General features: G+C 67.5%; 12 protein-coding genes. 7 read left to right on the top strand and 5 right to left on the bottom strand.

Going from position 1 to position 12,707, the window contains the following annotated elements:
- Positions 1-44: 44 nt before the first annotated feature.
- A complete protein-coding gene (locus ENSA7_RS10245) occupies positions 45-1,283 on the bottom strand; it encodes a DUF4215 domain-containing protein (RefSeq protein ID WP_181233577.1) in 1,239 nt (412 codons plus the stop codon).
- Between the two features lie 281 nt (positions 1,284-1,564).
- Here ENSA7_RS10245 and ENSA7_RS10235 point away from each other — a divergent pair, with 281 nt between their 5' ends.
- The 5 genes from ENSA7_RS10235 (at position 1,565) to ENSA7_RS10215 (ending at position 5,815) form a co-directional block, all read left to right on the top strand.
- On the top strand, positions 1,565-2,398 hold the full coding sequence (locus tag ENSA7_RS10235) for a PAS domain-containing protein (protein ID WP_106089041.1): 834 nt from the start codon (positions 1,565-1,567) through the stop codon (positions 2,396-2,398).
- An 84-nt stretch (positions 2,399-2,482) separates the two neighbouring features.
- Positions 2,483-3,220, top strand: a complete 738-nt coding sequence (locus ENSA7_RS10230) for a hypothetical protein (protein ID WP_106089040.1) — start codon at positions 2,483-2,485, stop codon at positions 3,218-3,220.
- Positions 3,211-4,020 carry a hypothetical protein gene (locus tag ENSA7_RS10225; RefSeq protein WP_106089039.1) on the top strand — a complete coding sequence of 270 codons (810 nt, stop codon included), beginning with the start codon at positions 3,211-3,213 and terminating at the stop codon, positions 4,018-4,020. The genes ENSA7_RS10230 and ENSA7_RS10225 overlap by 10 nt, the downstream gene beginning before the upstream one ends.
- A gap of 158 nt (positions 4,021-4,178) precedes the next feature.
- Positions 4,179-5,111 carry a hypothetical protein gene (locus ENSA7_RS10220; RefSeq protein ID WP_146157545.1) on the top strand — a complete coding sequence of 311 codons (933 nt, stop codon included), beginning with the start codon at positions 4,179-4,181 and terminating at the stop codon, positions 5,109-5,111.
- A 386-nt stretch (positions 5,112-5,497) separates the two neighbouring features.
- Positions 5,498-5,815: a hypothetical protein gene (locus tag ENSA7_RS10215; protein ID WP_106089037.1), complete on the top strand. Its 318-nt coding sequence runs from the start codon at positions 5,498-5,500 to the stop codon at positions 5,813-5,815.
- 579 nt (positions 5,816-6,394) lie between these two features.
- Here ENSA7_RS10215 and ENSA7_RS10210 read toward each other — a convergent pair.
- The 4 genes from ENSA7_RS10210 to ENSA7_RS10195 form a co-directional block, all read right to left on the bottom strand.
- Positions 6,395-7,516 (bottom strand): WD40/YVTN/BNR-like repeat-containing protein, encoded by a 1,122-nt coding sequence (locus ENSA7_RS10210; RefSeq protein ID WP_106089036.1) that lies wholly within the window; start codon positions 7,514-7,516, stop codon positions 6,395-6,397.
- Between the two features lie 4 nt (positions 7,517-7,520).
- Positions 7,521-7,790 carry a MoaD/ThiS family protein gene (locus tag ENSA7_RS10205; RefSeq protein ID WP_106089035.1) on the bottom strand — a complete coding sequence of 90 codons (270 nt, stop codon included), beginning with the start codon at positions 7,788-7,790 and terminating at the stop codon, positions 7,521-7,523.
- Positions 7,791-7,894: 104 nt separating this feature from the next.
- Positions 7,895-9,478 (bottom strand): sigma 54-interacting transcriptional regulator, encoded by a 1,584-nt coding sequence (locus ENSA7_RS10200; RefSeq protein WP_181233575.1) that lies wholly within the window; start codon positions 9,476-9,478, stop codon positions 7,895-7,897.
- 208 nt (positions 9,479-9,686) lie between these two features.
- Entirely contained in the window at positions 9,687-11,228 is a 1,542-nt protein-coding gene (locus tag ENSA7_RS10195) for a hypothetical protein (RefSeq protein ID WP_106089033.1), read from the bottom strand.
- A gap of 137 nt (positions 11,229-11,365) precedes the next feature.
- On the opposite strand from ENSA7_RS10195, the gene gap reads away from it, so the two are divergent.
- Positions 11,366-12,373, top strand: a complete 1,008-nt coding sequence (gene gap, locus ENSA7_RS10190; protein ID WP_106089032.1) for a type I glyceraldehyde-3-phosphate dehydrogenase — start codon at positions 11,366-11,368, stop codon at positions 12,371-12,373.
- Positions 12,374-12,435: 62 nt separating this feature from the next.
- Complete coding sequence (locus ENSA7_RS10185; RefSeq protein ID WP_106089031.1) at positions 12,436-12,699, top strand: hypothetical protein; 264 nt, start codon at positions 12,436-12,438, stop codon at positions 12,697-12,699.
- Positions 12,700-12,707 lie beyond the last annotated feature (8 nt).

The raw sequence follows: 12,707 nt of genomic DNA, 5'->3' as shown, positions 1-12,707 counted from the left end.
GCCCGTGCAGCGATCGGCTGCGCGGGCCTTGCACTTGGTCGCGATCAGTTGGCGTGGAAGATCAAGCGCTCCCACTGCGCGTTGCCGTTGAGCCCGGTGGTGCTGCCGCAGCGATAGCCGCCCGTGACCGCGTCGCCGCCCGTGTGCCAGCACAGCCGATCTTGCGGGTTGACGTTGGCGGTGTCGCATGAATTGCGCGCGACCGTGTCGCCGGCCCGGGCGAAGCCCATCGAGTAGCTGTTGCTGTAGTACCAGGCCACGCCGTTGGCCTCGTGCTTGCCAGCGTTTTGGTTGCCCACGTCAAACAGCACGTCGGCCCGGTCGCCCATGGCCAGGACCGTGAAGGTGTTGGCCCCCACCGGCCGGCAGGCCTCGAGCAGCTTGGAGCCCGTGCACTGCTGACCAAGGATCGTATTGGTCAGCCCCGGGGCGTTGGCGTTGTAGGTCCCGCTCCAGCATTGCGTCCAGCCGCCGAGCATGTTCACGGGTACGTTGGTCTGCGGGCCCGCTACCCACCACAGATCCGACTCGCAGGTGTTGGAGCAGAAGTCGTCGTCGATGTTGTTGCCGTCGTCGCACTCCTCGACATCATCGAGAATGTAGCCATCACCACAAAAGGCTGGCTCGCAGCTACCCGGGCACTGATCGCCGTCGTCGAGGTTACCGTCATCGCAGATCTCCACGCCAGCCCACAATACACCGTCGCCGCAGGACGCGATCTGACACGCGTTGGTGCACTCGTCGGAGTCGACCAGGTTCTGGTCGTCGCAGGTCTCGTTGTCCTCCCAGATCACCCCGTCGCCGCAGATCGCCGCCGTGCAATCGTTCTTGCACTCGTCGACGTCGACCATGTTGCCGTCGTCGCAGTCTTCTTGGCCGACCCACAAGACTCCGTCACCGCACTCGTTGAGCAGGCACGCGCCGACGCAGCCGTCGTCGTTGGCGTTGTTGCCGTCGTCGCACTCCTCCGAGAGCATGTTGTGGTAGCCGTCGCCGCACACTGCGTAGGTGCAGTCGCTGTCGCAGAACATGGTCTCGTTGCCGACGTCGCACTCCTCGCCGGGATCGACCACTCCGTCGCCGCAGTAGGGGCCCGGGTCGCCGTCGCCGTCGCCGTCGCCGTCGCCGTCGCCGTCGCCGTCGCCGTCACCGTCACCGTCACCGTCACCGGGGTCGCCGTCGCCGTCGCCGGGGTCACCGTCGCCGTCGCCGTCGCCGTCGCCGTCGCCGTCGCCGTCGCCAGTGCTGGTCTCCGGAGATGTGTCATCAACGCTGGTGACCATGCCGTCACCGTCGTCAGCAGTGCAAGCTGATACGGCGGGCACCACGGCGGCGGCGCCAACACAGAGCAAGAAAAGGTGATTCGTACGCATGCCCGCAGGATGCCAGAATCCGATCCCAATGGGAGCTTGAATATGGCGAGCGTCGCGCTGAGGTTGACGATGTTTTGCGAGTTTGCGTTCCCACCGCAAGCTAACGGCAATAATGTGGTTGGCGTTCGGTGTCGGTGCATACGCAGCCGAGTAGGGTATGACTGCCGGGTTTCCGGCCATCGAGTCCGCGTATGTCAGCGAATGAATTGACACCGTCCTCCGAGTTCCTCCAGCTGGTGCTGGACAACATGAACGATCCGATCTTTGTCAAAGATCGGCAGCACCGCTGGATCGCGCTCAACGACGCGTTCTGCACGCTGCTCGGACGCGATCGGGCGGACCTCATCGGCAGGGGTGACCCCGACATCTTCCCGCCGGACCAGGTCGAGGTGTTCTGGGCGCTAGACGATCAGCTGTTCAGGTCGGGCGAGACCAACGAGAACGAGGAGAGCCTGACCGACGACCGCGGCGTGGTGCACACGCTCTGGACCCGCAAGTATCCCGTGCGCGATCAGACCGGGGCGATCGTCGGGCTCGTCGGGATCATCTCGGACATCACCTCGCTGCGGCGGCGGATCGACGAGATCCACGCGCTCGAGCAGACCGCGGCGAAGCGGCAGGCCCACATCGACGCGCAGCAGCAGGTCATCGACTCGATGGAGGTGCCGGTCATCGCGGTCTGGGAGGGCATCTTGCTGGTGCCGCTCGTGGGTGAGCTGAGCCCACGTCGCGCCAACCTGGTGCTCGAGCGATTACTCAGCGCGATCGCCAGCGCGGCGGCGCGGGTCGTGTTCTTGGATGTGTCCGGGATCCCGAGCGTCGATGAATCGAGCGCGTCGACGCTGCTGAGCGCGGTCGCGGCCGCGCGGCTGCTGGGGGTCAAGACCGAGATCGTGGGTGTCGGGCCTGAGATTGCCCAGACGCTGGTCCAGCTGGGGATTGACCTTGGCGGGGTCGAGACCCACGCGACCTTGCGCGATGGCCTGCGGGCGGCGCTGGTCCGCTTCGGAGTCATGGCGCGCTGACGCGTGGCCCTGTCTCGTGCATTGAGAGTGCGCGTGCGTTCAGATTCGGTTGCGAGCCAGGGTGTGAGACTCTGACGTCGCTCCATGGATCTCATCCCGCGTAGCATCGCCCGCGTTGGGACGCTGCACCCACGCCAGGCGATCAGCGTGCCCAACTCTTCGGATGCTCGAGTTGCGGTTGGCGACGACGGCACGGAGTGGGTCCACAAGGAACTGATGGGCGTGAACCAGGTCCTGGCCGAAGCGGTGTCGTTTCTGCTCGCTAACCGGCTGGACTTGCCTGTGCCCTCCGGCGGAGTGTCAAGAGACAGCAGCGGATCGCCCTCGTGGTTGAGCCACCTGATCCACGCTCCGTCGCACTGGCAACCATCGCTGTTCGAGAGCATCGAGGACGGTCCAGAATCAATGGGGACCATGTACGCTCTCGATGCGCTGGTCCTCAACGAGGACCGTCACGACGGCAACGTGCTCCTGGAACACCGCGGAGAGGGCACCCGTCGGCCCTGGTACATCGACTTTGCCAACGCCCACATCGGCAGCCCTGTAGGTCTGCTCGACGATCGAGACCTGGTCCCCGACCCGCGAGCGTCGCACTTCCGGCCAGCACCACTCGGTGACGCCGTGGTTCGCGCCGCGACGGCAGCGGCGCATCGAGCCCAAGCGTTGCCCACAGAGTGCTTGGCTGCGGACGCTCACGAAGCGTGTGATGCCGCCGCATGCCCTGACCTAGAGAACGAACTGCTGATGGTGTTACGCTATCGTTGCAGCGAGCTCGGCTCGATACTACCTCAGTACTTGAAGGCGCTCGAGGCATGCCGATGACCGCATCATTCCGCACGGTGTACTTCCGGCCTCGTCTCGCGCTTGACTGGCGTGTGCCGGTTGCTGCCCTGCTGTCCCTTGGCGACACCATCGAGACGGTCACGGCTGATCTCATGCTAGACCACCGGTGCGTGGGCGGGGTCGGCGCAAGCGAGTTGCTTCGGTTCGGGGTGGCGGAGTTGGCGTCGGTGAAGGAGCCCGTGCTTCCGTCCAGCCTCGGTCCGCACTTCGAACTCGGACCCCGCGAACACTTGCCGGCTGGCCTCGTTGACCCTGCGATGTGGGTGCGGTCCACCGCGTTGCCAAGCGTCAAACAAGAACCGAACGACCCAGCGCCACCCGTCGAGAAACGACTCCCCACGCTGGCGTGGAACCACCTTACCAACTGGGGGGTGTCTGGCTACGTTCGCAAGCGGTTCCGCCCGTCGAGCGCAACGGAGTTGCAACGACTGCCTCCGAAGGTTGGAACGGTGACCCACTTCGTCGTCGGCGAAGACACGATCCTGCTCATGGAGCCGGTCACTCTCTCTGGCGGTGGAGCGTCCGATCGTGTGGCCTCGATCTTTCAGAAATTCAGCGCCTACGAGGCTGCCTGGGATGCATCGGTCGGGCGCGAGCACAGGCGCGTCGCGTACGTGCTTCCGGGCCCGGGTGAAGCGCGATCGGCCGAAGTTTTAGAAGACCAACTTCGGATGGTCGCCGACGTGTACAACACCGGCGCCACAGAATCGCGCGAGCGGTTCACGGAGGAGATCCGCCGGATCGGTGGCACGGGACCAACGCCTGAGTTGGTCAGCTAGTCCTGCTCGCCAGCTGGGAGGGTCGTGGCCCGAGGCTGGGCCGGCCCGGTTCCGGGCCAGTGGCCCGTGGGCGGGCCACTGCGATCTCCAGCATTCAAGCCAAGTACCGAAGATCGCAAAGCTTTGGGTCTGGAGCCGCCCATGCAGTTGCGTGCGACATGCACACACAAACGCAAGCAGGCCCCGCCGACACGCCCACGCCGTTCCTACCCCCGCGCCTGGCCGTGCGCCCGCTGCCAACGTTCTTCGTACGGATCCCTGCGCAGATCGAGGTACCCCCGCGCGAGCGGGTCGAGCAGTCGGTCCGATGTTGGATCATGCGCGAGCTCAGCGGCTGGCTGCAGCTGACCGTGGCGGAGCTGGTCGAGGACGGCAGCGTCGAGTGGACCCAAGACGCCGCGTTCGAGCCGAGCGTCGAGCCACGCCCGGGTCGCGAGCGGGTGATCGCGGTCCGCTGTCTGGATCGCCGAGGCCCGCGGCGGCCGGGTCTGTGGGCCGCGCTGTCGGTCGCCCACGCGCTCGCGGAGCTGTTCGGGGGTGCCGTCGTCGATCCCCGCCGCAGCGTCGCCATGTTTGGTGTACGCGCGCGGGTGCGGGCGCCAGCAGATGGGCGGGTGCACGCGGTCAACCACTTGTGTGTCCCGAGCTCGCGCGGGCGGCTGGGCCAGCGATGGCTCAGCACGGTCGGCATGGCCCACTTTGGGTTGCCTGACCTCGAGCTGGTCGCCGTCCCTCGAGCCGAGGTGGAGCTCGGGGCGCGGTTGCTGCTCGGCGTGGCCCAACATGTGATCGACGCAGCCTGGTCGCCGCCACGATCCGGCGCTCACCCGCGCGAGGCGTTGCTGACCGTGGGCGAGCTGCACTGGGCGCTGGGGGGTGAGCCGGGCTCGGTGCCGATCACCCACGGTCGCGGGTGGACGCGCGTGGCCGTGGAGCTCGACGCGAGTCGAGCGTGGCCGGAGTCGCTGCGGCTCGGGCCGCCGCTGGGGTCCCGAGCTTGGCGAGACACCGGAGCATGGATCCGCGACGCGTGGGCGGACCTGTTTGGGACCCCGCCCATGGACGCCATGGGTCTGCGCGCGGCTGGGTGAGGGGGGTCCCGAAGAGATCGCTTCGGCGGCCGAATTCATCGGGCGCTGGCTCCGCTTTCCCGCGTGTGACGGCGCAGCCGCCCCCCTCCGCGCGACGCAAATTTGTAAATGTAGGGGCCCTCAGTGGCCCCGGCGGCCCCGACCTGCCGATACCGTGCCAGACCGCGCAGAACCCGATCTTGCGGCGATTGGTGCGGTTTCAGGCACCACCACTGGGGCATTCAACGGCACGGCGCGCGCGGAAAGTGATCATTCTCCGCAGAATTCGCTTGCAAGCGGAGCGTTTGCTGGGGACCCTCGCCGCTCCAAGGAGAGTGCTCGGGCTCGACGGATCGTCAGATCCCGGAACGCGAACTCCTACCGATCCAACCCGACAGGTTCCCACCATGAAGACGTTCCACAAGTTCCTGGCGCTCGCCGCCCTCACTCCCTTCCTCGCCGCCTGCACCCCGTCCAACGAGGACGTGTGCAACCACGTCATGGACATCATGAAAAAAGAGATGGGTGACGCCGAAGGCGCCAAGGCCCCCACGGACGAGGAAGTCAAGAAGTACACCGAGAAGTGCGTGGCCGATCTCGACAAGGAAAAAGAGAAGAAGGGCGCCGACGCTTACAACAAGCAGATCAAGTGCGTCATGGCTGCGACCAACATGGAAGGCATGATGAAGTGCGAGGAGAAGGAGGAGGAGAAGAAGGCCGAATAAGCCCTCTTCTTCGTCGCGCAGATCCTGTCCGCTCCGCGGGCTCGAGGTTGGCCGCGACTCTTCTCGACTGCTACGGGATCCGCTCGCCAAGTGCGACGGATCCCGTTGCTACTTAACCCCCAGGCGAACTGTTTTACCCCCAGGCGAACTGTTTTACCCCCAGGCGAACTGTTTTACCCCCAGGCGAACCCGACGCGACCCGTGCTCGGCTGCGCCTCCGCGCGGGTCGCCACCCTCGCTTCGCTCGGGCTCGAGGTCGGGTCCACCTGGGGGAACGCTTCGCTCTTTTTTACCCCCAGGCGAACTATTTTACCCCCAGGCGAACCCGACGCGACCCGTGCTCGGCTGCGCCTCCGCGCGGGTCGCCACCCTCGCTTCGCTCGGGCTCGAGGTCGGGTCCACCTGGGGGAACGCTTCGCTCTTTTTTACCCCCAGGCGAACTATTTTACCCCCAGGCGAACCCGACGCGACCCGTGCTCGGCTGCGCCTCCGCGCGGGTCGCCACCCTCGCTTCGCTCGGGCTCGAGGTCGGGGTCCAGCTGGGGGAACGCTTCGCTTTTCTCGCTTTTTATCCCCGGTTTAGCTGGGGCTGAGGGGGACGAAGTGGACGGCGTAGATCGGCGGGAGGTGGCCGCGGATCTGCTCGAAGTTGTCGCCGGCGTCTTCGGTGATCCAGAGATTGCCCGTGGTCGAGCCAAGCGCGAGGCGTTGGCCGGTCTGATCGATGTCGAGGGCGTGGCGAAACACGATGTCGTAGGCGTGCTCCTGGGGCAGGCCCTTGCGCAGGACGTCGAAGCTGCGGCCGCCGTCGTGGGTGCGGGTCACGACCACGCGGCCGTCTTCGGGGACGCGCAGCTGGTCGCTGATGCCGGGGACGAAGTAGGCGGTGTCGCCGTCTTTGGGGTGCACGGCGACGGCGAAGCCGAAGGTCGAGGGGCCGGCCTCTTCGACCTCGACCCAGCTGCGGGCGCCGTCGCGGCTGCGCCAGATGCCGCAGTGGTGCTGGACCCACAGCTGATCGAAGTTGGCCGGGCACGCGACCATGCGGTGCGGATCCTGGATGACGGGGTCGCCGGCTTGCTCGGGGGGCATGAAGTTGGCCCGCATGCCGTCGGCGCGGACGGTCCAGGTCTGGCCGTCGTCGGTGGTCTCCCACACGCCGCCGCAGCTGACGGCGACCAGCATGCGCGAGGAGTCGCGGGGATCGACGAGGACGGAGTGGATGCCGGGAAAGTCTGCGCCGCCGCCGAACCAGCGCTTGCGATCGGGGTGGCGCCACAGCGACTCGATCAGCTCCCAGGTCTCGCCGTGGTCGCGCGACCGAAACAGGCCGCCGGGGATGGTGCCGGCCCACAGCTCGCCCGGGCGATCGGCGCCGCCGGGCGCGAGCGACCAGATCAGCTTGAGGGCCCACGGGATGCTGCGGCCGTCGGCGCCGACGTCGTCTTCGTCGTCGGGCTTGGGCGGGTACTCGGGCGTGCCGATCTCGACCCAGCTGGCGCCGTCGTCCTCGGAGCGGTGCAGCTTGGCGCCGAAGTGACCGTGGTCGAGCGCGGCGTACCAGCTGCCGTCGCGCACGTCGGCGAGCGCCAGCGTCACGTTGTCGCCGAGGAACGAGGCGCGATCGACCGACCAGCCGGACCCGTGCCGACGAACTTCGAACAAACCCTTGCGTGTGGATACCAGCAGCGTGTCGCTCACGAACTCAACCTCCGGACAGGGCCTGGATCACGTAGATCTCGGACTCGGGTGTGACCGCGTCGCTCGTGCCAGCACGATCGCGCAGCTGAACGCCGTCGATGAACACGTTCATGTGTTTGCGGACCGCGCCCTGCTCGTCGACGACGTAGCCACGCAGCCGCGGGTTTTGCTCGAACACGGCCGCCAAGACCTCGCCGACGGTCGCACCCTCCACGACGATCGTGGGGCTGGCGACGTGGCGCTGCAGGTTGGCGGTGAAGTGAACGGTGGGCATCGGCGCTCGCGGGTCTCGCCCATGATGGCGGGCGCCGGGCCCCATGATCAAGGAAACTCGCTCGAGGAAACTCGACCACGGAGACTCGATCGCAGGCGCTCAGCTCAGCTGACCAGACCCAAAGCGCGCATGCGCAGCTTCAGCGCGTGGGCGGAGACCTCGAGGGCGGTCGCGGCGACGGTCAGCTTGCCGCCCGCGGCGGTCACCGCTGCGGTGATTTCCTCGGCGCCAATGTCAGCCGCCTTGCGGATCTGCGAGGAGTGCTCGACGAGCGCGTAGAGGGAGGTCCGCGACAGGTTGAGGGCCTTCGCCGTCGGCGCCAGCCGATAGTCGTTGGCGCGCAGGACCTCGAGCAGCTGGGCCTCGGAGACCTCGCTGGGCGGGCGGTAGTTGTGCCGCGCGCCCGCGGACGGGCGGGGTGACTCGAGGGTCTCGTAGATGTCGGGGCTGGGGACGCCAGCCTCGAGCAGCGGCTCGGCGCGCGGCCGCAACAGCGCGTCGAGGTCGCTGCCGAGCGACATCTCGGTCTGGTAGCGGCCCACGATGACCAGCTGGCGGACGACGTTGCGAAGCTCTCGGACGTTGCCGGGCCAGTGGTAGCTGGTCAGCCGCGCCACGGTCGCGGCCGAGATCCATGGTTGGTCCTCGGGCGTCGGCTCGAGCAGCTTGGTCATGCCGATCGACTCGAGCTCGGCGCGCGCGAAGTGATAGAGCAGCGGACCGATGTCGACGCGGCGGGCCCGCAGCGGCGGGACGGTGATGCGGAACCCGGCCAGTCGCTGGAGCAGGGCCTCGCGGAACCCGTCTTGGTCGACCGCGCCCTCGAGGTTGGCGTCGGTCGCCGCGATCACGCGAACGTCGACGGTCTGGGCCGAGGAGCCGCCGACCGGGCGCACGTCGTGGGTCTCGAGCACGCGCAGCAGCTGGGCCTGGGTGTCGATCGGGGTCTCGCCGATCTCGTCGAGGAACAGCGTGCCCTCGTGGCAGCGCACGAAGCAGCCAGTGTGATGCCGGTCGGCGCCAGTGAACGCGCCGCGCACGTGCCCAAACAGCTCCGAGGCCGCGAGCGGAGCCGAGAGCGTGGCCATGTTGAGGGCCTCGTAGCGCCGATCCGCGCGGTCGCTCTCGCGGTGGATGGCCCGCGCGATCAGCTCTTTGCCCGTGCCCGACTCGCCGCGGATCAACACGGGGACGTCGAGGTCGCCGACGATGCGGATGTCATCGCGGACCTGTTCGATCGCCTCGCTGCAGCCCTCGAGCCCGAACGTGTCGATTCCGGGCAGCGACTTGCTGGGGCCGTAGTGCAGCAACAGCGCGACGCGACCATGCAGGACCAGGATCACGCCGCGCTCGATGTCGGCGGCGTCGTAGCGGACCGGCTCGGTGAGCAGCTGGCCGTCGGCGATGACCTCGATCCGGCGCTCGCCAGGCAGCACCCAGATCGCGTCGCCCTCGGGCTTGACGATGACGGGGCTGCGGCTCAGGTAGCGATCGCCGAGCGGGCGTGGGTGGCCGTCGGACAGCTGCGTGAACGCTGGCGAGCTGCGCGAGAGCTGCAAGGTGCCGTTGATGCGCAGCTGGCTGGGCACGCGCTCGGGGTTGGGATGGGCGATGATCGTGAGGGTAGGGACGACGTCCGCGCGCTGCTCGGTCGTCGTGGGTCGCGGGACGGTGGCCTCATCGCTCATGGGGTGCTCGTTGCGGGGGGCGAAGGCAAAGTCGGCTCGGGCAGTTGGCTTGAAGTCCATCGCCAGCCAGACAGAGCAAAGCGGGTGCCAAGTGTGCGGCTCGATGTCGGCTCGTTCTCGCCCGATGTCGACTGGATCGACGGCGAACAGCGACCGTCCGACGGTCCTGAACTGTCCACCAGAACGACCGACAGTCCCCGACTGACGCTCAAATGTTCGCGCGTACGGATGGCAGCCGCATTTTCCATAGAAATCCGTCGAAGTAAAAGTGAACGAGCGACTGATACACGCCCCAAAACCCCAACCAGTAGGCGGCTCGGTAGCCAAACAGTTCGGGGCGCTCGGCTCCGGGCATGATCCAGCGGCCCCAATACTTGAGCAGCAACAGCGCCACGCCGAACGCCAAGATCATGCCCAGGTAAAACCACAGCGGGCGTCGCAGCAATCGGCCGAGCACGGGCTCGTGCGCGAGCGGGCTCTGGTAGCGCTTGCGCTGGTAGGCCCACACGAACACGCAGTACTCCACGGCGTGAGAGAAGGCGAACGCGAGGTACACCTTGACCGGATCGAACACGAAGAAGCACACGGCGAGGCCGGTGGTGCCGATCGCCATCAGCAGCCGCGGGGCGCTGCGCAGTCGGTTGACCCTAAACTCTGCGCGCAGCCACAGCGCGTGCACGATGACCACGAAGGCGATCGTCACGGGCAAGCTGACCGGCATGATCTGCTCGAGCAGGTCGATGAAACCCGGCAGGACGGTGGCCGCGTCGTCGAAGTAGTCGACGGCGATCTCACGGTACAGCGGGCCGAGGTAGGCGAAGTACAGCGGCAGCCAGCACAGCACCAGCGCGCGATCATTCCAGCCCGGGACCTCGCCGCCGCCGGCGAGGGCCCGGGCCTTGGCGTTGTACAGGCGCATGATCCCGTACTTTTGCATGTAGACGTGCCAGAAATTCCACAGCGCCGCGATCACGCCGAGCACCGCGACCAGCTGCTCGACCGGCACCCCTGGCTCGACTTGATGGCGCTCGAGGTAGGGCCGGATCACCAGCGCGAGCCCCATCAGCGCCACGATCAACATGGAAGCGGCGAACCGTGGTCCGCCGAGGCTGGCGATCGCCTGTTCCTTGGGTGGGACGGCGGCTGGCGTGTCTGCGGCGGCCCGACGGATCCGCTGCGAGTCGAACCACGTCGAGGTAAACAGCGCGGCGCCAAACCACCACCACGCGCCGTCGAACTCGAGCCGCAAGCTGCGGGTGCAGACGTCGAGCAACAGCGCAGCGCTCAGCGCCCCGCCGAGCACCGTCGTGAGCTCGCTGGTCGGGACCCCGGCCTCGCCCCCGTCACGCCGCAAGATCTGCACGAGCAACACCAGCAGCCCCGCCAGCGCGCACGCCCCCACGGGGCTGAGCACCAGCTTGCTGTGGGCCAGGTACGGGCTCGCCGCCCACGCCAGCAGCAGCACCGCGGGAAACAGCCAGAACCGGGCCGGATAGCGGCCGCGCACCTGGCTGTCCAGGTACACGTAGGGCAGCCCAAAGTGGCGGTGCAGATCCGTGAGCCCGATCGTGAGCAGATACCAGAACAAGTAGTCGGCACGCGCCGGCCCGAGCAGCAACAGCGGAACCAGCACCCACACCCAGCTGAGCGAGTAAGCGGAGAGATCGATCAGCGGCGAGACGTGCCAGCCCTCGACCTTGGCGTCGGGGCCGGGGACCCGAAATACATCGCGCAGACCCAAATGCTGCATCTCGCGAACGGTAACCCGTGCGCGCGGCAGCGGGTAGGTGGGCTGGGCTACCTCTGGGCCACCCTGCGAAGCTCGTGAGCCCGCGAATGGCGCGAGGGTGTGGGTTGCGCTCGCGCGTGGGCGTACAATCCGGCCACATGACGACTCGCATCGGCATCAACGGGTTTGGACGCATCGGCCGCTCCGTGTTCCGCATCGCATCGGAGCGCGACGACATCGAGGTGGTGGGCATCAACGATCTCGCCGACCCTCACAACCTTGGCTACCTGCTCGAGTACGACTCGGTCCACCGCCGGTTCGGCAAGCGCGTGCGCGCCGAGGATGGAGCGCTGATCGTTGGCGATCAGCGGGTGCCATTCAGCCAGACCCGCAACCCCGCCGAGGTCCCGTGGGGCAAGTGGGGGGCCGACATCGTGATCGAGGCGACCGGCGTGCTGACCAAGCGCGAGGCGGCGGCGGGCCACCTCGCGGGTGGGGCCAAGCGGGTGGTGATCTCGGCCCCGGCCAAGGGCCCAGATCTGACGATCGTGATGGGCGTCAACCACGACAGCTACGACCCGGCCAAGCACCAGGTCGTGTCCAACGCGTCGTGCACGACCAACTGCCTGGCGCCGGTCGCCAAGGTGCTCGAGGACAGCTTCGGGGTCGAGTCGATCCTGATCACCACCGTCCACGCCTACACGGTCAGCCAGGCGCTCCTCGATCAGCCGGCCGACAAGGACTATCGGCGTGGTCGCGCGGCCGCGGTCTCGATCGTCCCGAGCTCCACGGGCGCGGCCGTGGCCACCGCCGAGGTGATCCCCAGCCTCGCGGGCAAGATGGACGGCATCGCGCTGCGGGTGCCCGTGCCCGATGGCTCGGTCACCGACATCGTGGCGAACCTGGCCAAGGACGTGACGATCGAGGCGGTCCACGCCGCGCTGCGGGCCGCCGCGGCCGGGCCGATGGCTGGGTTCTTGACCGTGAGCGACGATCAGCTGGTCTCGGCCGACATCGTGGGCGACCCGCACTCGTCGATCGTCGACAGCCTCAGCACCATGTCGATCGGCGCGCGCACGATCAAGATCCTCAGCTGGTACGACAACGAGTGGGGCTACGCCAACCGCTGCGTGGACCTGGCCGTGTACATGGCCGGTCGCGAGTAGGGGCCGCGAGCCCACAGCTTTAGCGCTTGCGTGGCGGCGGGTCGTGGTTGGATGATCCAAGCATGAGCCCGCCACCGCGTCGTCTGAGCTTTGCCGTTGGAACCACCCTGCTGACGGCGTCGCTGGCCTCCGGGACGCTCGGCTGCGAGAAGGGGAACAGCGTCAACGTCGCGCACCCGCCCGAGGACGTGCACGTCAACGAGGGACCGGCGCCCGAGCCCGACGAGCCCGACGATGTGGATGTGGACGTGGATGCAGACGCAGACGAAGAGGTCGAGGACGAGGAGCCGGACGGCCCGCACGTGAACACGGTGCCCGACGCCTGACACTTGCG

The organism is Enhygromyxa salina (genome assembly GCF_002994635.1).
Lineage (GTDB): Bacteria > Myxococcota_A > Polyangia > Nannocystales > Nannocystaceae > Plesiocystis > Plesiocystis salina_B.
The sequence above is the reverse complement of the archived record's forward strand: the minus strand, read 5'-3'. Positions and strand labels throughout refer to the sequence as shown.